This window comes from Niabella sp., assembly GCF_030150205.1.
GTDB lineage: Bacteria > Bacteroidota > Bacteroidia > Chitinophagales > Chitinophagaceae > Niabella.
Genome location: NZ_JASLGT010000009.1, coordinates 84889 through 110027, shown reverse-complemented (window position 1 = coordinate 110027; position 25139 = coordinate 84889). Strand labels below are relative to the sequence as shown.

18 protein-coding genes are annotated in these 25139 nt (G+C 46.6%); 11 read left to right on the top strand and 7 right to left on the bottom strand.

Features of this window, described 5'->3' with window-relative positions; translation table 11 throughout:
• Positions 1-7: 7 nt before the first annotated feature.
• The gene (locus Q1V85_RS08495; protein WP_300598929.1) at positions 8-1456 is read left to right on the top strand and encodes a SusD/RagB family nutrient-binding outer membrane lipoprotein; all 1449 of its coding nucleotides are present in this window, start codon (positions 8-10) and stop codon (positions 1454-1456) included.
• Between the two features lie 170 nt (positions 1457-1626).
• Here Q1V85_RS08495 and Q1V85_RS08490 read toward each other — a convergent pair whose 3' ends face one another.
• Positions 1627-2589 (bottom strand): NAD-dependent epimerase/dehydratase family protein, encoded by a 963-nt coding sequence (locus Q1V85_RS08490; protein ID WP_300598927.1) that lies wholly within the window; start codon positions 2587-2589, stop codon positions 1627-1629.
• Between the two features lie 176 nt (positions 2590-2765).
• On the opposite strand from Q1V85_RS08490, the gene kdsA reads away from it, so the two are divergent.
• Entirely contained in the window at positions 2766-3593 is an 828-nt protein-coding gene (kdsA, locus tag Q1V85_RS08485) for a 3-deoxy-8-phosphooctulonate synthase (RefSeq protein ID WP_300598925.1), read from the top strand.
• 11 nt (positions 3594-3604) lie between these two features.
• Positions 3605-4693: an ionic transporter y4hA gene (locus Q1V85_RS08480; protein ID WP_300598923.1), complete on the top strand. Its 1089-nt coding sequence runs from the start codon at positions 3605-3607 to the stop codon at positions 4691-4693.
• A gap of 559 nt (positions 4694-5252) precedes the next feature.
• On the opposite strand, the gene Q1V85_RS08475 is transcribed toward Q1V85_RS08480, so the two are convergent.
• Positions 5253-6065 (bottom strand): SDR family oxidoreductase, encoded by an 813-nt coding sequence (locus Q1V85_RS08475; protein WP_300598921.1) that lies wholly within the window; start codon positions 6063-6065, stop codon positions 5253-5255.
• 226 nt (positions 6066-6291) lie between these two features.
• Here Q1V85_RS08475 and Q1V85_RS08470 point away from each other — a divergent pair, with 226 nt between their 5' ends.
• Positions 6292-7305 carry a LacI family DNA-binding transcriptional regulator gene (locus Q1V85_RS08470; protein WP_300598919.1) on the top strand — a complete coding sequence of 338 codons (1014 nt, stop codon included), beginning with the start codon at positions 6292-6294 and terminating at the stop codon, positions 7303-7305.
• A gap of 51 nt (positions 7306-7356) precedes the next feature.
• Here the strand turns inward: Q1V85_RS08470 and Q1V85_RS08465 are convergent, their stop codons facing one another.
• The 5 genes from Q1V85_RS08465 to Q1V85_RS08445 all read right to left on the bottom strand — a co-directional run bounded on the left by Q1V85_RS08465 (position 7357) and on the right by Q1V85_RS08445 (position 13499).
• A complete protein-coding gene (locus Q1V85_RS08465; protein ID WP_300598918.1) occupies positions 7357-8004 on the bottom strand; it encodes an outer membrane lipoprotein carrier protein LolA in 648 nt (215 codons plus the stop codon).
• Between the two features lie 90 nt (positions 8005-8094).
• Complete coding sequence (locus Q1V85_RS08460; RefSeq protein WP_300598916.1) at positions 8095-10677, bottom strand: DNA translocase FtsK; 2583 nt, start codon at positions 10675-10677, stop codon at positions 8095-8097.
• 303 nt (positions 10678-10980) lie between these two features.
• Positions 10981-11367 (bottom strand): DUF423 domain-containing protein, encoded by a 387-nt coding sequence (locus Q1V85_RS08455; RefSeq protein WP_300598914.1) that lies wholly within the window; start codon positions 11365-11367, stop codon positions 10981-10983.
• On the bottom strand, positions 11360-11866 hold the full coding sequence (locus Q1V85_RS08450) for a shikimate kinase (RefSeq protein WP_300598913.1): 507 nt from the start codon (positions 11864-11866) through the stop codon (positions 11360-11362). Before Q1V85_RS08450 ends, Q1V85_RS08455 begins: the two co-directional genes overlap by 8 nt.
• A 448-nt stretch (positions 11867-12314) precedes the next feature.
• Entirely contained in the window at positions 12315-13499 is a 1185-nt protein-coding gene (locus Q1V85_RS08445) for an acyl-CoA dehydrogenase family protein (RefSeq protein WP_300598911.1), read from the bottom strand.
• A gap of 255 nt (positions 13500-13754) precedes the next feature.
• Between Q1V85_RS08445 and Q1V85_RS08440 the strand changes: the two genes are divergently transcribed.
• The 7 genes from Q1V85_RS08440 to Q1V85_RS08410 all read left to right on the top strand — a co-directional run bounded on the left by Q1V85_RS08440 (position 13755) and on the right by Q1V85_RS08410 (position 24897).
• The gene (locus tag Q1V85_RS08440) at positions 13755-14348 is read left to right on the top strand and encodes a sigma-70 family RNA polymerase sigma factor (protein ID WP_300598910.1); all 594 of its coding nucleotides are present in this window, start codon (positions 13755-13757) and stop codon (positions 14346-14348) included.
• 103 nt (positions 14349-14451) lie between these two features.
• Positions 14452-15657: a FecR domain-containing protein gene (locus Q1V85_RS08435; protein WP_300598909.1), complete on the top strand. Its 1206-nt coding sequence runs from the start codon at positions 14452-14454 to the stop codon at positions 15655-15657.
• A gap of 295 nt (positions 15658-15952) precedes the next feature.
• Positions 15953-19423 (top strand): TonB-dependent receptor, encoded by a 3471-nt coding sequence (locus Q1V85_RS08430; protein WP_300598908.1) that lies wholly within the window; start codon positions 15953-15955, stop codon positions 19421-19423.
• Positions 19424-19437: 14 nt separating this feature from the next.
• Positions 19438-21345, top strand: a complete 1908-nt coding sequence (locus Q1V85_RS08425; protein ID WP_300598906.1) for a RagB/SusD family nutrient uptake outer membrane protein — start codon at positions 19438-19440, stop codon at positions 21343-21345.
• A gap of 40 nt (positions 21346-21385) precedes the next feature.
• Positions 21386-22627 carry a DUF4959 domain-containing protein gene (locus Q1V85_RS08420; RefSeq protein WP_300598904.1) on the top strand — a complete coding sequence of 414 codons (1242 nt, stop codon included), beginning with the start codon at positions 21386-21388 and terminating at the stop codon, positions 22625-22627.
• 43 nt (positions 22628-22670) lie between these two features.
• Positions 22671-23423, top strand: a complete 753-nt coding sequence (locus Q1V85_RS08415) for a DUF4998 domain-containing protein (RefSeq protein WP_300598902.1) — start codon at positions 22671-22673, stop codon at positions 23421-23423.
• A 40-nt stretch (positions 23424-23463) separates the two neighbouring features.
• Complete coding sequence (locus Q1V85_RS08410; protein WP_300598901.1) at positions 23464-24897, top strand: alpha-L-fucosidase; 1434 nt, start codon at positions 23464-23466, stop codon at positions 24895-24897.
• Positions 24898-25139 lie beyond the last annotated feature (242 nt).

Genomic DNA, 25139 nt, shown 5'->3' with positions numbered 1-25139 from the left:
AAAAAACATGATGAAATCTTTAATAAATCAATCCATCCTGTTCCTGCTCCTGTGTAACCTGGCTGCCTGCAGCAAATTTGATGCATTAAATACCGACCCGGTAAAGCCATCTGCCGTAACCCCCGAACAGTTATTGCTTTCGGCAGAAAAGAATGCGATGGATATTTTATATAACTCGGTGGTCAATAACCGCATCGGGATGCACTATGCACAATACTGGGCGGCATCGGATAAGGAGGAAGACAGCCGCTACAATCTGGGTGAAGCCGGTAACTCCACATTATGGTCGCTCTACAATCGTCCGTTGAAAGATCTCCAGACCCTGATCGATTTAAACCGGACCGCGGCTATCCAGGACCCGGTTCCCAATCAAAATGCGATCGCGGGCATCCTGCAGGTATGGCTGTATCAAACGCTTGCCGATGCTTATGGCAATATCCCTTACTCCCATGCGTTATCGGACAGTATTCCTGCACCGGCTTACGATGATGCAGCTGGAATATACACCGATCTTCTAAAAAGACTAAATGAATACCAGGGCGTACTGGACGCGTCCAAAGAAAGCTATTCATCCGGAGACGTCATCTATAACGGAGACGTTGAGCAATGGAAAAAGCTGGCCAATTCCCTGATCCTTCGTATTGCAATGCGCATGAGCAAGGCCAAACCAGCGGAAGCCATATCAGCGATTGAAGCTGCTGTAAAAAATGGCGTTATTACAGATGGTGCAGACGATGCCTTATTTCCCTATACCAGCCAGGCGCCCAATCAGAACCCCTATAATGATTTTGGAAGGGAGCAGGTAGAATTTGTAGTGAGTGAAACGATGGTTAACTATTTGCGCGCATTAAACGATCCCCGTTTGGAGATTTATGCCCGTCCGGCAAAAAATTCAAAAACCATTATAGGCAAGCCCTATGGACAGGGCACCAATTCTGCAGCCGATGCCCAAAAATACTCCACACCGGGCGTGCGTGTTTATGCGCCTGACTTCCCCGGCATCTTAATAACGGCTTCAGAAGTACAGTTCCTGCTGGCCGAAGCTGCGGCGAGAGGCATGAACGTTGGCGGCACCGCAGCAACATTTTATAAAGCAGGGATCCGGGCCAATATGCATTTCTGGAAAGTGCCGGAGGCCGCTGCCAACACCTATATCAACACCGTTCCCTATAACAGCTCCAACTGGAAAAACCTCATCGGTTCACAAAAATGGATCGCGTTATATATGCAGGGACTGCAATCCTGGTATGAGCGCCTCCGGCTTCAGTTTACCAAACCAGATGGAACGCCGTTGTTCATAGCGCCCGTTGCCGGTTCGCTCGATCCCAACGTTACCATGGTGCCCAGCCGGTTAACCTACCCCGTTGTGGAAACCAATACCAACAATAAAAATAAGGAGGCTGCTGCAGCGGCCATTGGCGGAGATACCAAGGGGGTAAAGCTTTGGTGGCAGTGATGGAACGCCCTTTCAGGTTTAAAGTTCCAGGTCCTTGGCATTGGGAGACAGGTGGAACAGCTGGGACATGGATCATTATCCCAGGCCTTGAGATTTGATCTTTGTTTTTTGTTTTTTGGGGAGGATCCTGTCTTTTGAAATTTGTGATTTGGTTCTTAGAATTTAGAATTTCATCCCTTAAACGCTTCTGCTTCCGGAAGATTTTTCAGCATATCCTCCGTCATCGTGGCCAGGCTGTATTCATGCTTCCAGCCCCAGTCATTGCGGGCTACCGTGTCATCAATGCTTTGCGGCCAGCTATCGGCGATCTGCTGACGGTAATCGGGTTCATACGCCATTTCAAATTCAGGAATATGCTTTTTTATTTCCGAGCCAATCTCCTTCGGAGAAAAACTGATACCGGCTACATTATAAGAAGTCCGGATAGAGATCTGCTCCGCCGGTGCTTCCATCAGCTCAATGGTAGCGCGGATAGCATCCGGCATATACATCATCGGGAGGTAAGTATCCTCGCTTAAAAAGCTGGTATATTTTTTCTCCTCCAGTGCTTCGTGAAAAATTTCAACCGCATAATCGGTAGTGCCACCACCCGGAGCCGATTTATAAGAGATCAATCCCGGGTACCGGATGCTTCTTACATCTACCCCGTATTTCATATTATAATAATTACACCAGAATTCACCGGCATATTTACTGATCCCATAAACCGTTGTGGGCTCAATAATGGTTTGCTGCGGACAATTTTGTTTGGGGGATGTAGGGCCAAATACGGCGATAGAGGAAGGCCAGTACACTTTGCTGATATGTTCTTCCCGGGCAATATCCAGTACATTCAAAAGCCCCTGCATATTCAGATGCCAGGCCAGGCCGGGATTCTTTTCACCGGTAGCGGACAAAATCGCTGCCAGGAGATAGATCTGGGTGATGTTTTGCCGGATCACCTGTACGTGCAGCATTTCCTTGTTCATCACATCCAGGCTAACGTAGGGACCGGAACCTTTCAGCAGGGGGTTCTCTTCTCTCAGATCAGAAGCCACCACATTATTGTTTCCGTATATTTCCCTTAAAGCCAGGGTCAGTTCTACACCGATCTGGCCGGAAGCACCGATCACCAGGATCTTTTCTTTTGTCATGCCGCAGTATTTTAAAGTGCAAATATACTGGCAGATTGTTCAGGATGCAATTCCTGCGCAAACGATTGAAATTTGCTTTTTTTTGTGCAAATTAAGTTATGCAACAGAATTAAAGGCCAGGTCTGGATAAAAAACCTGTTTTGGCCGAACGCCCTGTTACAGGCTATATTTGCATTATGAATCAATTCTTAACGGATCTTTTTGCCGGCCAGCAATACGACGCGAATCATTTTTTTTTGCTGGCAGGCCCCTGTGTAGCCGAAAGTGAACCCCTGGTAATGGAAGTGGCGGAAAAAGTTTCCGGCATTTGCAGAAACCTGGGCATCCCCTATGTGTTTAAATCTTCCTACCGGAAAGCCAACCGCACCAGCGTGAATTCCTTTACCGGCATCGGCGACGAAGCAGCACTGCAATTGCTCAAACAGGTTAAAGAACGTTTTCACATCCCTACTGTCAGCGATATTCACGCCCATGAAGAAGCCGCCATTGCTGCGGAATATGTAGATATGCTGCAGATCCCGGCCTTCCTGAGCCGGCAAACGGACCTGCTGGAAGCCGCCGCTAAAACAGGAAAGGTGGTTAATATCAAAAAAGGTCAGTTCCTCAGCGGACCTTCCATGAAATTTGCCGTGGATAAGGTAACACATGCCGGCAACGAAAAAGTGATCCTTACCGAACGGGGTAATACCTTTGGCTACCAGGACCTGGTAGTAGACTTCCGGAATATTCCCTGGATGAAGGAGCACCAGGTACCGGTGGTTATGGATTGTACCCATAGCCTGCAGCAGCCTAACCAAACCAGCGGTGTTACCGGTGGTAACCCGGAGCTTATTGGCACCATTGCAAAAGCAGCGATTGCCACAGGCGCCGACGGGCTTTTTATAGAAACCCATCCCAACCCGGCCGTAGCCAAAAGCGACGGGGCCAATATGCTGAAACTGGATTACCTGGAGCCCCTGCTGGACCAGCTGATCCGGATCCGGAAAGCCGTTATTTCTACCTAAATACCTATTTTATGAAGTTGAACCTGTCATTGCCCGCCTGGACGTTAATTACGCCCGTTATTGCTTGGATCGCCTATTTTACGATGGGCTCAATGACCGGGACCCTTCCCCTGATCATTCTTTGTATTGTACTTATTGCCGGGGTGCTGGCCGCCGTACACCATGCGGAAGTGGTAGCGCACCGCGTTGGCGAACCCTTTGGAACGATCATCCTGGCGTTGGCAGTTACCGTCATCGAAGTTTCGCTGCTGGTATCGCTGATGTCCTCCGGCGGCGCCAATACCGCCACGCTGGCGCGGGATACGGTCTTTGCAGCCATCATGATCATTCTCACCTTTATTATTGGTATTTGTATCCTTATCGGCGGCGCCAAGTTCCGGGAACAGTTTGTAACAAAACACTCCACCACATCGGCACTGGTAGCGCTTACAGCCATCCTGGTCTTAACCCTTGTGCTGCCCAATTATACGGTTAGTCAGCCCGGGCCTCAATATACCCAGCCACAGCTGGTTTTTGCGGCAGTAGTTAGCCTCATCATCTATGCCAGCTTTATCATGATCCAGTCCATCCGGCACCGCGATTATTTTTTACCGGCAGATCCGGAGGGTAAGGAAAATGAGGATGTGCATGCGGCACCACCTACCAACAAAACCACGTTTACCAGCCTGATTTTGCTCATTGCCAGTCTGGGGGCTGTAGTTTTACTGGCAAAAATGCTTTCTCCGGCTATTGAAGCAGGGGTGGCTTCTATTGGAGCACCGGCTTCCCTGGTAGGGATCATTATTGCTATGGTGGTTTTATTACCTGAATGTATTGCCGCCATACAGGCCGCCCGCAGAAACCGGCTGCAGACCAGTATGAACCTCGCCCTGGGCTCCGCACTGGCAAGTATCGGCCTTACCATTCCTGCAGTGGCCATTTATACTATGTTCAGCCATACTCCGGTGTTACTGGGTATTGATACCACATCCGTTGTGCTGCTGATCCTTTCCATTTTTACGGTGATGCTATCCCTGGTAACCGGTAAAACCAATATTCTTTATGGAGTAGTATTGCTGGTTATTTTTGCGGCGTACTTATTCCTGACGATCTTCCCATAGCTCCGGCTCTTTAAGAGCGATGAGGTTTTTTGGATGTTCATTACGCCCCGTCTGTAATAAAATTTTTTGTAATATTTTTTGTGATTACAAAAATCATGATCACAATTTTTGTAATAAATAATTTGTGATATTAATTCTGATTACAAATTTGTTGATCACAAAAAAACCAGGAATGCGCCTGTAACGCGGGGTTATATGTTCCGCCAATTACCAGGGCTCTGCTAAGCACGACCAGTAAACTGCGCCTTGATTATTTTTTATTTGATACTGCTTAATAAATGTGCCGGTCATCAGGAGTTTTATCCTGAAGCTGATCAACCGCATCCCGCTACACAGCAGTAGTTCTGATTACATATTGGGATTTCAATGTGGTTTTACTTAAAGCCGTAGATGTACAGATCTGGCAGCTTTAATAAAGATCAAAATAGCGCGATGCGGGCGTCGCAGCCGTAACCAGTACATCTGTGGCAACAATAAAAATCGTTAGGGCAGTGATTGGCATTTGATCTTTTATATATCAAATCATATTATTAAACCGGGCCACGGTTACAGATGTCTGCTATACCCCACTGAAGATAGAGAACCCGCCATCTACATTGATCACCGTTCCGGTTACGAACCGGGAAGCATCGCTGAGCAGCCAGATCAATGCCCCGTTTAGTTCTACCGGGTCGCCCAGCCGTTTAAAGGGCGTGTGATGCACAACAGCAGCACCGCGTTCCGTCATGCCGCCTTCCTGTGTGGTCAGTAAATCCTTGTTTTGTTCTGTAAGAAAAAAGCCCGGGGCAATGGCATTCATCCGAACAGCATCACCATAGCGGTTGCCCAGTTCCATCGCAAACCATTTGGTATAGGCATCAATGGCACTTTTGGCAAGACTATATCCCAATACCCGGGTAATGGCCCGCTGCGAAGCCATGGAAGAAATATTTACAATACTGCCCCCGCCATTTTCAGCGATCACTTTTCCAAAAACCTGGGTGGGGAGTATGGTTCCCATTAAATTCAGATCCATCACCGTGCGCAGGGCTGTAATATCCAGGTCAAAAAGGCCCATATCTTTTTGTATGATGGCATTTTTTATATTTCCGCCCGCAGCATTTACCAACCCATCGATCCGTCCGAAGGTGCTCAGCACCACTTCCCGCGCTGCCTCCAGGTCCTGTTCCTTTGTAACATCGGCCATTACAGCAAGCGCTCTTCCCCCCTGCGCTTTTATCTGCATTTCCCGCTCCCGCGCCACTTTTTCATTCCGGCCGGTAATGACTACAGCCCCGCCGGCAGCAGCAACACCTTCTACAAAGGCTTTTCCCAAAATACCCGTAGCGCCGGTAATAACAATTACCTTACCGGCAAGATCAAATGCACTCATAGTTCTTATTTTAAAGTCTAACGACAAGCAAAACCGCGCATGTGTTTCCATTAAGGGCAATAGGCGCAGCTTTCGATGGCACGAATATATTATTTATCCCCCTGGCTTACAACAGCCGACCCCGTTAAAGTGCACGAACCCCATATTACAACGTTTGAATATTTTGTTTTTTTTTGAAAATCACATTTTTTTCCTGACCTTTTGGAAAACAACTTATTTATATATCGTGAAAAAGGGCGTTACTATAAAAGATATTGCTGCAAAACTGAACATGTCCGTTTCCACGGTTTCAAAAGCCCTGAACGACAATTCCAGCATCAGTACCATGACAAAGGAGCGGGTAGTGAACCTGGCCAACGAATGGAACTATGTTCCCAATGAAGCGGCCCGGCATTTTAAACAAAGCAAGTCCTTTACCCTGGGCCTGGTGATCCCCGATCTGCTGGACCAGTTCTATGTGCTGGCCATTAATGGAGTGGAGGCCGTTGCGGGTGCCAATAAATACCAGGTAATTGTGGCGCAATCGCATGAAGATACCGAGAAGGAGGAACAGATCATCCAGAACCTGATCAGCAGCCGCGTGGATGGTGTGATCATTGCAATTTCCAAAAACACCAAAAAGACCGGGCTTTTTCAGCGACTGGAGCAAACCGGTATCCCGGTTGTATTTCTGTCGCGCTCGCTGAATGATCCCGGGTTTGATGCCGTGGTTACCGACAATGAGCATGCCGCAGAACTGGCCATCGATTACCTTGTAAAAAAGCAGCACCGCCGCATTGCTCACCTGATGGGTCCTGCGGCCCTGGGCACCAGTCATCTCCGGCACGAAGGCTATCGCAGGGCACTTGAAAAACAGGGAATTCCCTATGATCCAGAACTTGTAAGGGAGATTGATTTTTCGGTAACGCAAACCGATCATATGATGGAAGCCTTATTTGCCCTTCCGGATCCTCCCACGGCTTTTTTTACCTTCAAAAGTTATGTAAGTCTTGATGCGCTCCGTTTCGTTAAGGAGCGATACCCGAAGCGGTTACAGCAGATCGATATGGTGGGTTTTGGTAACCTGCCGCTGATCCAGTACCTGGATCATAAACCCAGTGCATCGATTGATGAAAACTCTTTTGAAATGGGCATTACCGCGGCGGAGTTGCTGCTGAAGCACATTGATCATACGGCAGACACGCCCCTTCCGGTTTCAACGGTACGCATTCCCTGTAAACTGATTATTCACCATACATAAAAAATGCCCCTTAGCGGGGCATTTCATTCTCTTTAATAAAAGGTATATTTATTACCGCAGGTCTACTACTTCCACGCCGGGATAGCTGGCCTTATTAAAGGCGAACTGTGCATCAGACAGGGTTACATTAGGTTTCAGGCTCCCGATGCTGTAAACATATTTGTTACCGCTTTTCTCTACCACAGTAGCGCTTACCACGGTTTTGCTGGCTTTGTCGATGGCCAGGTATAAACGGCTGAACGGTTTGTTTTTGTCGATCGGCTGCATAAGGATCACGGATACCGGTTTTCCATTTACCTTGCTATCCGGAGACATCATGTACATAAAATCCTTATTATAGAAATCGGTAAACAATTTCTGTGGCGTGATCGTGCTCTCTGATTTGTTGGCATTATTAACGGTTACTTCCTTGGTACCGGGATCATAATTCCAAACGGTAGTTCCGTCACTGATAATTTTATTGCTTCCAAAAGTGATATTAAACTTGTCGCCTTTCATATTCACCGTACCGGTTTTCTTTGTGAGCACCTTCCCTACCGCACTCTGAATCTGGTATCCAAATGTAGCAACCACCGTCTTATAGGTTTTAAATTTGGCGCTGGCCTCATCCAGGATCGCCTTTGCCGCCGGATCCCGCTGCTGCGCAAACGAACAAACGGTCATCAATAAAAAAACGGCACTTACATATGCTTTCTTCATATTCTTTTTTAAATTGGTTTATTAATTTTTATACTCCTTAGACGTCAAGATTTATACCGGGTTGCGGAGGTTAACAGTTTTTAACAGATTTTAACCCAGCATTTCAAGGTGCTGTTGCAGCTCCGCCTCTGTTTTTATCAATACTTCCCGGGCCTTGCTTCCCTGGTTAGGCCCCACGATGCCGGCCTGTTCCAGCTGATCCATCAGGCGTCCCGCGCGGTTATATCCCAGCTTCATGCGACGTTGCAGTAAGGAGGTAGATCCGATCTGGTTGGCCACAATCAGCTTTGCAGCGTCTTCAAATAATGAATCCCGGTCGTCCATATCAAAATCACCGGTTTCCAGGTCTTTTTCATCAATATATTCCGGCAGCAGGAAGGGTTGCGGGTAACCTTCCTGGTAAGCGATAAAATCAACCACTTTATCTACTTCCGGTGTATCTACAAATGCACATTGCAGTCTTGAAAGTTCTCCGTTCAGACTGATGAGCATATCTCCTTTTCCAATGAGCTGATCGGCGCCACCGGCATCCAGGATGGTGCGGCTATCGATCTTACTGCTCACTTTAAAAGCGATACGGGCCGGGAAGTTGGCTTTAATGATACCGGTAATGATGTTCACCGAAGGTCGCTGTGTGGCAATGATCAGGTGGATACCAATGGCCCGTGCCAGCTGTGCCAGACGCGCAATAGGCATTTCTACTTCTTTACCGGCCGTCATGATCAGATCGGCAAACTCATCCACCACCAGTACGATAAACGGAAGGAACTGGTGTCCTTTTTCAGGGTTCAGTTTGCGCGCCGTAAACTTGGCATTGTATTCTTTGATATTCCGGCAACCGGCATCCTTTAACAGGTCGTAACGGTTATCCATTTCAATACACAATGCATTGAGGGTATTGATCACCTTTTTTGTATCCGTAATGATGGCATCCTCCTCATTGGGCAAACGGGCCAGGAAATGATTTACGATCTGGCTGTATACACTCAGTTCTACTTTTTTGGGATCGACCAGTACAAACTTTAATTGTGAAGGATGCTTGCTGTACAACAGGGATACCAGGATGGCATTGATCCCAACGGACTTACCCTGTCCCGTAGCCCCTGCCATCAGCAAGTGCGGCATGGTAGCCAAGTCTACAATAAAGTTTTCGTTGTCGATGCGTTTTCCCAATGCAATCGGCAATGAAAAACTGCTGTTGCGGAAGGCATCCGACGCCAGCAGGGTTTTCATGCTTACGATCGTTTTACGGGCGTTGGGCACTTCAATACCAATGGTACCGCGCCCGGGGATGGGCGCAATGATCCGGATCCCCAGCGCAGACAAACTCAACGCGATATCGTCTTCCAGGTTTTTGATCTTCGAAATCCGTACGCCGGCTGCAGGCACGATCTCATACAGGGTTACTGTGGGACCTACCGTGGCACTTATTTTCTGAATTTCGATATCATAGTTGGCAAGGGTCTTGATGATCTGGTTTTTGTTATTTTCCAGTTCTGCGGGATCCTGCACTACCTTTTCACTGCCATGCGATTCCAGCAGGTCCGCAGACGGTTTTTTATAATGTTTCAGATCCAGGGCGGGCTCATAGGCCTTTGTTTTTTCTGCCGGTGCAGGTGCTGCCGCTGCGGGCGTGGGTGCAATCGGGCCTGAATTGATCTCCAGTTTCAGGTCTTCATCCGTAAGCGGCTTCACGGGCTTTACCGGTTTGGGAGCCACCGGCAGGTCCGGTTCAGGGTCTGGATTCAAATCCATTCCGGGCAATTCCTCTTTCGCCTCAACAGGTGTTGCTTTCCGCGTTTCCGGTTTTAACACCGTAATCCGCTCATGGCCTTCTTCCTCCTCTTTGGTTTGTACAACCGGCTCTTTATTGATCAGCTTAATGTCATATTTCGGCTTTTCTACTTCGCTATCGATTACCAGCTTCGCCCCTTTCTTTTCGGTGGCTGCGGGGCTTTTTACTTCCGGCGCTACCTCTTCTACTGCGGACTGCGCTTCCGGCTCTGCTACTGCCCCTTCTTCCGGTTGCGGGCGTTTCAGTTTTTTAGGGAAACTGAACACGGGGTTAAACTGCCAGATAAAATAGGCGATCACAATCAGCCCAAGCACGGCCCCGGCACCAATGGTACCCAGCGAGCCTCTTAGCCATCCGGCAATCATATTGCCAACACCACCGCCCCAGCGAAATTCTTCATCGGGCAACAGGAATGCCAGTATGGCCGATACGACCAACATGCCCAGGGTTACATATTTCAGATTTCTCCAAACGGAAAATACCCGGCGGCGCCACAGGAGGTTTACGCCTACCACAAAAAAGAATGTGCAGATCAGCAGTGCTGCTATGCCAAATAACCGGTAAATAAAATAATGCGCCATCAGCGCGCCCAGTTTCCCCAGCAGGTTCAGGATCTTTACATCCGGGTCCCAGAGGATCTCACTTCCCCGGGAAATTTGGGTAAAATCCTGCCGCCAGGTGAAGAAATAGGAAATAAAGGAAATGATCAGGAAAACGGAAATCAGCAGGAAGGTGGTTCCGGCAATTTTCCAGGTGCGTTCGTCTTTGGCCAACTCCTTGAGCTGAACTTTTTCTTCTTTTTCAACTTTCCAGGTTCCAGTCGTAGTATGATTCCGCGCTATTGGTTTTTTATTCTTCGGTTTACTCTTAGTCGCCATAAAAGCAAAGATACTATTACTGTTTAAAGAATGAAAAATCAAGTGCCAAACCGGGATTTGGGGGGAATTTGGAAATTTGGAAATGTGAAAATGTGGAAATGTGAAAATGTGGGAATGTGGGAATGAAGAACAGAAATTAAATTCAGAAAACAAACCTCAAAAAACAAAGGCTAAGGCCCCCGGAACGAAACCCAACCCGCCATGGCGGGCAAGCCTGGAACATTAAACTTTAAACCTGGAACGCTCCCCTGACCCGCCGGTTACCAGCTTTTAAGAATCATACGCCTGACCAATAGCATATAATTATTTACTATTAAGCACACTAAGTGTAAAAAACACCCAGCCGGCAATAAAGAACAATCCGCCTATCGGGGTTAGTATGCCCAAGCCGCCAAGGCCTACTTTCCCGGTAGCTTTCAGGGCTGCAAGGGCATAAAGGGATCCGGAAAAAAGGATAATCCCGATCAGGAAGGCTATACCGGCCCAGGACATGAATTTTACGGGGTACTTTTCAAAAAGCATTCCTACAAGGATCAGTGCAATGGCGTGGTACATCTGGTACTGCACCCCGGTTTGAAACGTAGGCACCGAGTCAGGCGCTATTTCCTTTAATTTATGTGCAGCAAAGGCACCCAGAATTACCCCCAGCCCGGACAATGCCGCGCCCAAAGAAAGATAAGCTCTATGCATCAATAATCTTTTTTACAAACTCTTCCGGCCGGATATGGCAATCGTCTACTTTTAGTTTTGCCTGATCATAATAGATCCGCCGGTCGTTGTTTTTCTTAACAATATACGCCTGTAATTGTTCATCGTCCAGGTCTCTTAAAAGCGGGCGGTGTGCCTTCTGTTGCCGCAGTCGGCCCAGCAGGATCTCAAAAGGCGTATTCAGCCATACGGTGGTACCATGCCCATTCATATAATCGATATTATTGAAAAAGCAGGGGGCCCCACCCCCGCAGGAAAGCAGCAGGTTGGGATGGCTGTCCGTGATCATATACAGTACTTCTTTTTCCTTCATCCGGAAATATTCTTCGCCTTCTTCTTCAAAGATCCGGGTAATGGGCCGCCCTTCGGATGCAACGATCAGTTCATCCAGGTCATAAAACGGCAGCTCCAGTTTTTTACTCAGGATCTTTCCCCAATGTGTTTTCCCCGCACCCATAAAACCGATCAGATATATACGCATAACGGTAGTAAATTCTAAATACTAAATTCTAAAATCCAAATATTAAGCTCCGATAGAGATCCCGGCAAATATCCGGTATTCGGGGGGGATGGTGAAATATTTTGGGGGGAGATATTGAAGTGGTTTATAGGAAAATGTTTAAAGTGAGATGTTGGTGATGCCGTAATAAATTTTAAAGACCAAATTTAAAACCCGGTACAAATATGTTTCCCATTTGTCACGATGTTCCCAACACTAAAGAACAAAATCTCAAAAAACAAGATCCAAAGGGCAAATATCAAGACCTCACGCGACCCGCTGATAGCTGATTGCCTTGAATAAGTTCTAAAGAGAAAAATACAAAAACCAAAGATCCAAATCTCAAAAAACACGATCCAAAGAACAAACATCAAGTCCTCACGCGACCCACTGATAACTGATAACTGATTGCTACTAACCGGGAGCCTCTTTATTTAAACGCATTCATCCCCGTAATATCCATTCCGGTAATCAGTAAATGAATATCGTGCGTGCCCTCATAGGTGATCACACTTTCGAGGTTCATCATATGCCGCATGACGGGGTATTCGCCTGTAATGCCCATGCCGCCGAGGATCTGGCGCGCATCCCGGCAGATCTGCGTGGCAATGGCACAGGAATTCCGTTTGGCCATGCTTACCTGCTGGGGTGAGGCGTTACCCTCATTCATCAATACTCCCAGCCGCCAGTTGAGCAACTGGGCTTTAGTGATCTCCGTGATCATTTCTGCCAGCTTTTTTTGCTGCAATTGAAAGGCCCCGATCGGTTTTTCGAACTGGATGCGCTCTTTTGCATAACGCAGCGCCGTATCATAACAATCCATTGCGGCGCCAATCACCCCCCAGGCAATGCCAAACCGTGCTTTATTTAAACAGCTTAGTGGTCCTTTCATGCCGCTTACCCCTGGAAGGATGTGGGTTCGGGGCACTCTTACATTATCAAAAACCAGTTCACCGGTAGCCGAAGCTCTCAGGCTCCATTTATTATGGGTGGTGGGTGTGGAAAAGCCTTCCATCCCCCGTTCTACAATCACACCATGTACCACGCCTGCCGGATCCTTGGCCCATACCACGGCCACCTGTGAGAAAGGTGCATTGCTGATCCACATTTTAGCGCCGTTTAAAATAATATGATCCCCGTCTTCGGTATAGCGGGTCACCATGCTGGAGGGATCACTTCCGTGATCCGGTTCGGTAAGCCCGAAACATCCCAGCCATTCACCGCTGGCTAACCGGGGCAGGTATTTCATTTTTTGTTCTTCGCTGCCATAGGCAAAAATCGGGAACATTACCAGCGAGCCCTGGACCGACGCAGTTGAGCGTACCCCGCTATCGCCGCGTTCCAATTCCTGCATCATTAGCCCGTAGCTGATATAGTCTAACCCGCCACCGCCATATTGCACCGGCACTGTTGGTCCAAAACATCCCAATGCGCCTAACTGTTTTACAATATGCTCCGGGAACCTGGCTTCCTGTGCGTATTTTTCAATAACGGGTGAAATTTCCTTTTTTACATAGGCGCGTACCGCATCACGGATCATGCGGTGCTCTTCGGTAAACAACGCATCTACTGCAAAATAATCAGGGCTTTGAAACAAATCAGCTTTTACAGACATACTAAACATTTGATACGTTCAAAGGTAATTGATTTAAACGCTATTGCCATTGAGGTACGAAACACAGAACGATGCGGTCCCTTACTGCAAAGGCGCAGTAAGCCGGATGTCTTTATCTGTAAAAGCGCCGCTGACAACATTTATTAGATCCGGAGGTATTCCCTTGTCAGAAAGCGGCCCAACCTGCCATTCCCCGAACCGAAATTTATACTTGTTTTAACTTTTTGCTATCTTTCGCCCCGTTTATCAAATACTGTGAGTGACTCAATCGGAAATATGATATCGCATGAACTGCTGAAGCTGGTGGCAGCGGGCGACGAAAAATCGTTTCGCGTGTTATTTGAAAACTATAAGCGCCGGTTTTATGCTGTTGCATTAAAAATGACGGTATCGGAAGTTATTGCAGAGGAAATGGTTCAGGATATTTTCATCAAAATATGGCAAAAAAGGGCGGAACTTACACAGATTGAGAACCTCGATGCCTATTTTTTTACAACGCTTTACCGCCAGGTGTACAAACACTATAAAAAACTGGCATTAGATCGTAAACTGCTGAAACTGATCGCCGAATCTCCCAGTTTTCACAATATTACCGAGGAAACCTTATTGCTGCGCGAAAGTGAGCGGCTTATTAATGAAGCCGTAACAAAATTGCCGCAACAGCAGCAGAAGGTGTTTACCTTATCCAGGCAGGATGGGTTTTCCCGGGAACAAATTGCCGAAAAACTGCATATTTCCCCCAATACCGTGCGCAACCACCTTGCAGATGCAACCAAATTTATCCGGGCTTATTTAGACAAAGCCGCACTCGTTTATATGTTACTGATCTTCAACAGTATCGGAAAATAATAAAAAAAAATCCAGATCGGCTAGTACAAGATCGTTTTCCAGGGATCTTTATAGAGTTGTTATGAAGAGCTGGTGAACAAACTGCTTTTTTAATTTGAATTGTATGCCATTATCCAGAGAACGGATTATTTATTTACTGGAAGCCTATACATCTCAAAAAGCCACTTCGCAGGAAGAGGAAGAGCTTTGGGATTGGATGCAACATGCGCAGGAAGACGTCTTGCTAAAGGACTATGTTCATACGCTTTGGAACGGTCATCAGCCGGATCAAACGTTTAGTGAGGTAGACTGGGACAGGATTTTTAATGCGATCGTTTCCCGAAACGAAACAATGCAACCAATTCCCCGGGGTAAACGCTTATTTATGCACTGGTACCAGGTGGCTGCGGCCGTTGCTATTTTTGCGGTATTGTCTGCCGGTCTTTATTTTGCCTTTTACAAAAAAGGCGTCAGTCAGCAACCTGTTACTGCGTTTCAGGACATCAAAGCTCCGCAAACGAACCGGGCCACCCTCACCCTTTCAAACGGGCAAAAAGTTTACCTGGATAGCATGGTACAGGGTGCACTTGTTGCCCAGGACGGCGTCAATGTGCTCAAACTCACCGATGGCCGGATCGTTTATAAAGGCTCTGCCTCAGAGGAACTATACAATACACTGACCAATCCCCGCGGCAGCAAAGTCATTGATATGTTATTAGCCGATGGTACGCATATATGGTTAAATTCCGGATCATCCATCCGCTACCCCGCGGCTTTTGTGGGCAATGAAAGAAAGGTTTCCATTACAGGGGAGGCATATTTTGAAGTGGCTCATGACGCGAAGCGACCTTTTAAAGTAATACTCCCCTCTTTCAAAGGAGTACAGGGCGGCGAAATAACGGTGTTGGGTACGCACTTCAACGTGAATGCTTATGATGATGAAAAAATGATAAAGACGACTCTTTTGGAGGGTAGTGTACTCCTGAATCTTCCGTCATCTGCTCCTGTAAAACGGGCTGCGCGGTTAAAACCCGGTCAGCAGGCCCGCATAACCGAAGACCTGGTTGTTGCCGGCAACTCCAACCTGGAGGAGGTGATGGCCTGGAAAAATGACCGGTTTGATTTTGGAGAAAAAACCGATATAGAAACGCTGATGCGGCAACTGGCAAGATGGTATGATATAGACGTGCATTATGCAGGAAAGATCAACGCGCATTTCGGCGGCTCCATATCGAGGCAGGTTAATGTTTCGGAGGTACTGAAGCTTTTAGAAGCCACCGGAGGGGTAAAGTTCAGGATAGAAGGAAAAACGGTAACCATTATACCCTGATTGCAAATTTCGATTGCCTGAAAATAAATGACCGGCGGCGCTGCAACGCCCCGGTCTAACAGAGGTCAACTTTTTATCCGTCCGGGCTTGGAGGCAAGGGCGGCAAACAACAATCAATAACAACTGATTGCTATTTTTTATTAATTAACGCTCAAATCAGAACAAAGGTATGGTATTAAAATCGTACGGCCAGAAGTGCTGTTTTTCCCGCAGTTCTTTTGCGAATGAAGCAAAGCGCCTGCTGCCGGAAAAGGAATCAAAACAAAAAATCTTTATCAAACAACTATTGCGTGTAATGAAATTAACAACGATCCTGCTGCTGTTTACATGCCTGGCTGCGAGCGCTACGGGGTTTTCGCAAATAACCCTTTCGGAAAAAACGGTGCCGCTGTCAAATGTGCTTCGGCAAATTCAACGGCAAAGCGGTTATGACATTTTGTATAACTATGAACAAACACGGGAAGTAGGTGCTGTAACCGTAAATGTAAAAAACGTTTCTTTAACAGCAGCTTTAGATGCTTGTTTAGACGGAAAGGGCCTGGAGTACAAAATTGTTGGCAAAACCATTGTTGTTTCCAAAAGTGATCAAAAACGGGATGTTGCCCCCGCTATAAAACCTGCCAGAAAGGAGCCGGCCATACCACCGCGTATTAACGTGGTAGGTTCCGTAAAAGATTCAACGGGCAATCCGCTTGCCGGGGCCACCGTAGCCCTCAAGGGAACCTCCATTGCCACCAAAACTGACGCGAACGGGAATTATTCCCTTTCAATTCCCGACGAAGGAGGAACACTTGAAATATCTTATACAGGATATAATACCGTAGAAATTCCCGTGAGCAAAACAGGCGTGATCGATGCTGTTTTAAGTTTGGCAGATACCAGGGCGGAAGAAATTGTCATTACCGCATATGGTGAAAAAAAGATGCGTGAAGCCGTTACCGGATCTGTAACCACCGTTAATCCTGAAAACCTGCGCATTCCATCCAGTAACTTAACCACGTCTCTGGCCGGACAAATAGCGGGCATTATTGCGTATCAGCCCGGGGGACAGCCGGGGTACGATAATGCGCAGTTTTTTATACGGGGCGTAACCACCTTTGGTTATTCCAGCAGCCCGCTCATCATCATCGACAACCTGGAATCCAGCACCAATGATCTGGCACGCCTGCAGGTAAATGATATCGAGTCCTTCTCCATCCTGAAAGATGCCGGGGCCACTGCCCTGTATGGGTCCCGCGGTGCCAATGGCGTTGTTCTGGTAATGACCAAAAGAGGAAAGATCGGAACACCGGTGGTAAGCGGTCAGTTTGATAATTCCCTATCGCGGCCTACAAAAAACCTCCAGCTGGCAGACCCCATTACGTTTATGAAAATGTACAATGAGGCCTCAGTTACCCGAGATCCGTATGCCGGGGAGCGTTATACAGCAGATAAGGTCTACTTTACCCAGCAAACAATTAATAAAGCCCCCGGCTACAACCCCTATGTTTACCCGGTCAATGACTGGATGGATCTTTTATTTAAAAAGTATACCAATAATCAGCGGGCCAATATCAATATCAGGGGAGGCAGTAACCTGGCAAAATATTTTGTATCGGGTTCGTACAATGTAGATAACGGTATACTGAAGGTGGATCCCGTAAACAACTTTAACAACAATGTGAAGCTAAAGAGTTATCAGCTGCGGTCAAACATCGATATGAACCTTACCAAATCAACAGTTTTGTCTGTGCTGCTGGGCGGTATTTTTGACCAGTACAATGGCCCTATCACCAGTGATCCAAGCGGTGCTTCAGATTTATGGAATGTTGTGATGCACACAGACCCGGTTGCTTTTCCTGCTTATTTTTTACCGGACTCGGCCAACCTGTATACAAAACATATTTTGTTTGGAAATACCAATGGAGGGCTTTCTATTAACCCGTATGCGAGCCTGATGAGAGGCTACTCCCAGTTTTACCGTTCTACCATCAACGCCCAACTGAATCTTGCACAGGATCTGAAAATGTTGTTGCCCGGGTTAAAGTTTTCGGGGATGATATCTACCACCCGGTTTTCCAATTATAGTATTACCCGGGCCTACAATCCCTTTTTCTATGCCGTGCAAAGCTATGATGCTGTTAAAGACCTGTATCGCCTGCTATGGCTCAACAATGTTACAGACGGTAATAAGCCAACGGAATACCTGGATTTTGGAAGGTCGCCCAATATTGTTACATCACAGGTATATATGCAGGGCGTATTGAGTTATGATAAAACCTTTGCCGACCATAATATTAGCGCAAAATTAATCGGCGCCCGTCAGGAAAGAGTTTTAAGCACTTCGGCTAACGGCTCTTTCGATGGATCGTTACAAGGCACGCTGCCTTACAGGAACCTCAACTACTCGGGCAGCGTAACCTATACTTACGGAAGAAAATATATCACCGACTTCAGCTTTGGGTATAATGGATCCGAACGTTTTTCGGAAGAAAAACGGTTTGGTTTTTTCCCAACGGTAGGTGCGGCCTGGGTCATTTCCCGTGAAAAATTCTGGCAGGAATCGGTTTTATCGGATGTGATCAATTCATTTAAGCTCCGCGGTTCTTACGGTTTTGCCGGTAACGATAATATTTCCGGCAACCGCTTCTTCTATCTTTCCAATGTTGACCTCACCGGTGGCAACGGAGCCTCATTCGGAGTTATCAATGGTTACTCGAGGCCGGGGGTTGCAATCTCTAACTATCCCAACCCGATGGTTACCTGGGAGCGGTCTAACCAGCTAAGCCTGGGCGCCGAATTAACGATCTTAAAAGATCTAAAAACGGTTGTAGAAGTTTATAAACAAAAACGGGATAATATTTACCAAACAAGGCTTCCGATTGCATCCATGGGTTTAGAAACGGGCATCGGGGCAAACCTTGGCAAGGCAGAATCCAAAGGGCTTGATCTTTCCCTGGACTATAGCACCATGGTGGCAAAAGACATCATGATTGCCGGAAGAGCAAATCTTACCGCTACACAGTCAAAATACATTTTTAATGAAGAGCCCGATTATCCGGGCGAGCCCTGGCGCCGCAAAACGGGGGCGCTGATTAACCAGCGGTATGGCTATATTGCAGAACGGCTGTTTGTAGATGATCAGGAGGTTGCAAACTCTCCCTACCAGTTTGCCGGAACCATGGGCGGTGATATCAAGTACCGCGACGTAAACGGCGACGGACAAATAACAACGGCCGATATGGTACCCATTGGTGATCCCACAACGCCACAGATCACCTACGGGTTTGGCTTGAGCAGCCGGATAAAACAGTTTGATATTGCTTTCTTTTTTCAGGGAAATGCCAAGACAAGCCTCTTTATAAATCCGAGTGCTGTTAGTCCCTTCCTTGGAGGAGGAGCACCGGCCAGCACTACACTATTGTTGCAAGCTTTTGCCGATGATCATTGGTCCGAGTCGAACAGAGACCTTTATGCATTATATCCCCGTTTTGGCACAGCATCCAATCAAATTACGAATAACCTGCAAACCAGCACCTGGTGGATGCGCAATGGTTCGTTCCTGAGATTAAAAAGTGTGGAACTGGGATACTCTTTACCAAATCAACTGTTACAAAGACTCCGGATAAAAAGTCTGAGGTTATATGCCAGTGGTATGAATTTGCTTACGATCAGCGGGTTTAAACTATGGGATGTGGAACAGCGGGATTCCAATGGTTATGGGAATGCGTTCGCCTATCCCATTCAAAAAGTATTCAATATCGGAGCACAAATAAGTATCAACTAATTTATAGTCAGTGTATGAAAAAATATATTATTATCTGCTTTGTAATCGCGATAACAGCCTCCTGCAAAAAGTACCTGGATATTATACCAGACAATGTGGCTACGATCGAATACGCATTCAGAAACAGAAATGAAACAGAAAATTATTTATTCTCCTGTTACCAGCGTATGCAGGCTTTAGAAGCGCCGGAAAACAATCCGGGCTGGACGAGTTCAGGAGAATTGATTATGCGCAACAATCTTACCGGTATTAATTTTGGAAGTGAATATAACGTAAATGGTTTCTGGGTACTGTATGGCAACTTATCGCCCTATGGCACCGCAGCCAATACCAATATTCAAAACGATTTCGCCAGTATTTATGTCGCCATCAGACGATGCAATACGTTTTTGGAAAACGTAAATATTGCTCCCGACTTAGGGCTGGATGAAAAAACCAGGTGGATCTCTGAAGCCAAAACACTTAAGGCTTTTTATTATTACTGGCTGGTAAGAAAATACGGGCCTGTTCCTTTGGTAAAAACAAATCAGCCGATCTATACACCAACGGAAGAAGCGCGCGTGCCAAGGGCCCCCAGCGACTCCGTATTTGCGCATATCTATTCGCTAATCGATGAAGCAATTCCGGGCCTGCCGCCGGCGGTTTACGATGTTACCACCGAATATGGCCGGTTTACCCAGGTAATGGCTGCAACCCTTAAAGCAAAGGCAACGGTGTTACAGGCAAGTCCCTTATTTAACGGGGATGAAAGTTTTAAAGCACTGGCCAACAAAGATGGTGTACGGCTGTTTCCGCAAACCTACGACGCATCCAAATGGAGCGCCGCTGCCCAGGCCTGCCGCAAAGCGCTCGATATGTGTGAAGAACAGGGGGCAACGCTGTATAAATATATAAAGCCTACCAATAACACAAATTATATTCCCGATTCCATCATGCAATTGCTTTCCATCCAGGGGCCCGTTAACTTCGACCGGTCGGTGAATGCAATCATTCCCGAGGTTATCTGGCCCGGAAATATTATCAACAGGCATCAGCGTTATTTTGCGCCATTGGCCTCCTCCAGCGCCACACGGAGTGTTGACGGTGATGCCGTGGTGGCGGTTCCCTTAAATATTGCCGAGCTTTTTTATACCAATCATGGGGTGCCGATTAACGAGGATTTAACCTACGATTATGCGGGCAGATATACAACCACAACCGCCGGTGCCGATCATAAATATTATATCAGCTCAAGCGGGCCTACAGCCAGATTGCATTTTAACCGGGAACCCCGTTTTTATGCCGACCTCGCTTTTGATCGTGGCATCTGGTATGGAATGGGTGTAGAAAACGCGGCAAATCCCAGTGGCCTCAATTATGCAAAAGGATACCCGGGCCTGGTATCCAGCTACACCGGTTACTGGGCCAAAAAGCTGGTAAATTATAAAACCACTTTTAATGGAAATTCCCTTACCGAAGTAGCCTATTATCCCCCGGTTATCAGACTGGCCGATTTGCAATTATTATATGCCGAAGCATTGAATGAAGCCCAGGGCCCTAATGCAGAAGCGTACCGGTATATTGATTCGGTACGGCTGAGGGCAGGCCTGCAGGGAGTGGTGCAGTCCTGGACCGGCTACTCATCCAATGCCTCAAAACCTTTTTCAAAAGAAGGATTGAGAAGTATTATACACCAGGAACGACGCATTGAACTATGCTTTGAAGGGGAAGTTGGATGGGATCTGAAACGGTGGAAAGAGTACATTCCGGTTAACTCGCTTCCCTACCAGGGATGGAATTACCGGGGCACCACAACGGCAGCTGATTTTTACCGGTTAACCAATTTATTCTCCCCCAATATCACTGAGAAGAACTATTTCTGGCCGTTTGATGAGTCGGTTATTTTAAACAACCCGCTCATCGTACAAAATTTATACTGGTAATACGATTGCCTGAAAATCTGGAATAAAAATTACAATAAGAATGAAAAAGATATTCAATATAATATGGATCCTGCTAACAGCGGCCTTTTTTCCGGTGGCCTGCACCAAGCCGGTTAGCTATAATGACATTGTTGCGGTAGACAAAACTCCTCCCGGTACAGTATCGAATGTACAGGTACAAAATGATGCCGGTACGGCCACCATTACCTATACCCTCCCCCATTCGGATAATATTTTATATGTGGAAGCAACGTACGAAATAAGGCCCGGTGTAAAGCGGCAATCCGTGTCCAGTTATTATTCCAACCAGTTAGTGGTGGATGGTTTTTCTGCAGATGCGAATTATAAGGTAGAACTGGTTGCGGTAAGCAGGGCCAATGTGCGTTCCGAACCGGTAAGTACCACCGTGCATCCTACAAAACCGCCTTATTTATTGGTGAAAGATGATATGTTGATCAGGAGTACTTTTGGCGGAGTAAATGTAGTGCTGAATAACCAAAACCGGGCTAATGTAGGAGTGGCTATTTTAAAATATGATTCTGCTTACCAGGTAATGAAACCCATTACACAGCATTTTGGTAAAGACTCGATACTTTCTACTACCGTACGCGGATATGATTCGTCAAACTATTATTGGGGCTTTGTTACCATGGATCAGTTTGGAAACCATTCCGATACTATTTACCAGTGGATAAAGCCCATATTTGAAATACAATTACCTAAGTATCCTACCATGCAGGGATATGCATTAACTACGGATGCCAATCCGGCCTGGCCCGTAGTTAATCTTGTCAATAATACATTTGCCAATAACAATGATGCCGCCAACTGCTGGCGTGGCACCGGCGCCCCGGCATTTCCTGTTTCATGTACCATTGATCTGGGTGGTAAGCGCACTTTAAGCCGGTATTTGTTATATACCAGGAACGGCGCGTCGAATCAATTTGCATGGACCAACCAAAATCCTATGGAATGGACGATGTGGGGCTGCAGTGATGTAGTACCACAGGATGTTTCTTTGCCATTGGGTGCCGAAAAAGGAACCGTGGCAGGCAATTGGGTTTGCCTGGGCCGGTTCCTGCATCCACCAAAGCCATCCGGTCAGGCTACCGGGGTAAGTACCGCAGATGTAGCACTTCTTAACGCCGGCTTCGCATTCGATTTTGACCTTGATATTCCTGATGTACGATATATCCGGTTCTCCTGCGAACAGAATTTTGATGGATCATTGGGAGAATGTCTTTTTAATGAACTTACATTCTTCGGACAGATGGCAAAATAAAAGCGGATCGTATATGCTTAAAATACTATTAAACGAAAATAAAATGAGAGGTACATATTTATTGCTTGGAATCGTGTTTATAATGGCAGCTATTCATGCCTGCAATAAGCCTACTGAATACAGGAAGTACCTGGGAGACGATGAGATCAATTACCCCGGGGCGCCTCAAAACGTAGTTATTCAACCACAATATCACCAGGTTACGTTCCGGTTCAATCCCAGCCCCGACCCCAGGGTTACCGCATATGTGGTTTACTGGAATAACAAGGCAGATTCGATGCGATTTCCGGCTACGTCCAACGATCCCGCTTCATTCGTAAAACTAACCATTCCCAATATCCCGGATTATATGATCAATAATTTTACGATTCAGTCTGTTTACAGTAATGGCACTTATTCCAAAGTGGTTTACTTAAGCAATGTACGCAGCATTGGCGATGTATACCTGGCCGGCCTCAACAACCGGCCGGTAACAGGCGTTGCTCCGGCTACCAAGGTTTCCACTAAAATACCCATGGACTCTGTTTACCTGGCGTTTAAAGGAATTGTAGACACGGTAAATGCAAAAACGGAAATCTACTGGACAGATCTATCGGGCAATGCAAAAACTACTGAAATCGACAATAAAAATGCAAAAGTGTTGTTGCCTGGTTTCAAAATAAATACATGGGTGTACTATCTTTCATTTTACAAACCCAACCGGTTCACGGATGAAATGTATACGCCGGTACGGGGTAAAGACTCTGTAAAAATTGTACAGGCACCAAATGGAAGTCTTTCGCTTAGCTTGCAGTAATTAAGATCCCAAACATTTTTATAACCATCTATATTAAACGATGCATCGACCCCTTACCATACTCGCCTTCGTGCTTTTTTTACTTGTGAATGCGAACGCACAAACTTCAATGTCTGATCCGGGTAATGAAAAGGCAGCGGCGGGCACAAAACGCATGCAATGGTGGACTGCCGCAAAGTTTGGCATGTTTTTACATTGGGGGCTTTATTCCGAAGCCGGGGGCAACTGGAAGGGCAAGCCCTACAAGGGCAATGAGCATTTTATGCTGTATGAAAAAATTCCCTGGAAAGAATATGGTTCGGTACTGGGCAATCGCTTTAATCCTCAAAAATTTGATGCAGACGCCTGGGTGCGCATGGCGCGGGATGCGGGTATGAAATATGTTGTCATTACAGCGAAACATCATGACGGGTTTGCCATGTACGATTCTCCGTCAAGCGACTATAATATTGTAAAGCAAACCCCTTTTGCCAAAGATCCGCTCAAAGATATCGCCGCGGCATGCAAAAAATATGGTCTCAAATTCTGCATCTACTACTCGCTTGGCAAGGATTGGCAGGATCCTGATGTACCCACCAATTGGCCGGTAAAAGGCGGCAGAAGCAACACCTGGGATTACCCGGATGAAGATGCAAAAGTATTAAACCGCTATATTGAACGAAAGGTGAAACCACAGCTACGGGAGTTACTGACACAGTATGGCGAAATAGGTATCGTTTGGTTCGACACTTATGAGCTGGTTACCCCAAAGCAAAGTGAAGCATTAAAAAAACTGGTCTTGTCTATTCAGCCCAACTGTATTGTAAACAACAGAATTGGTGGTGGCTTTGGCGATTATACCGTAATGGAGCAGGAAATTGGCAACCCCATTCGTACCAGTCCATGGGAATCATGTATTACCATGAGTGGGATGTGGGGATATAACCGATACGATTCTGTATGGAAAAGCCCGGAATTACTGGTGCGTCAGCTAACAGAAATTGTGAGCAAAGGAGGAAATTATTTGCTGAACGTTGGCCCCAAAGGAGATGGCAGCTTTCCGGATAATGCAATTACAAGATTAGTTACCTTGGGTAAATGGATGCAGATAAACGGTGAAGCTATTTATGGAACGAGGCCGTGGAAAATAGCCGGCGAAATACCGGATACAACCACTTTCCGCCACCATACCGTCGCCGGCAATCCGATGCAGGATGTATTGAATGATGCCACCTCAAAACGTATATTTCCCGAAATACGGTTTACTGCAAAAAAGAACCAGGTCTATGTTTTTGCCAATAGCATCGCCGAAAAAAAGATTGCAGTAAAAGCGCTGGGAAAAGCATCAGGCGAAAAAATAAAATCGGTTTCACTGCTGGGCTCCGGTAAAAAAATAAAATGGGAACAAAAAACAGCAGCCTTGATATTGCCACTGCCAACGCTGAGCAATGCAGCAGTGAATGTAAATGTGTTTAAAGTAATTTTAAAGCATTAATACAAACATTCAAAAAGCTGTGGCCAGGCAGCATATAGGTGATGCCACGAAGGAGACCAGGTACAGGGACCGCCGCAGGCACTGAAGGGTTGCAAACACGAAAGCGACTGGTATTTTTGAAAACCACGGTAACTGGTATACTCCAGGATTTAACAGCCGTCCGGAACGCAGAAGGCACAAAAAACACAGCAGAAAATGCATGCGTTCTTTGTGCCTTTGCGTTTATGTGGCCTAAATAGCCC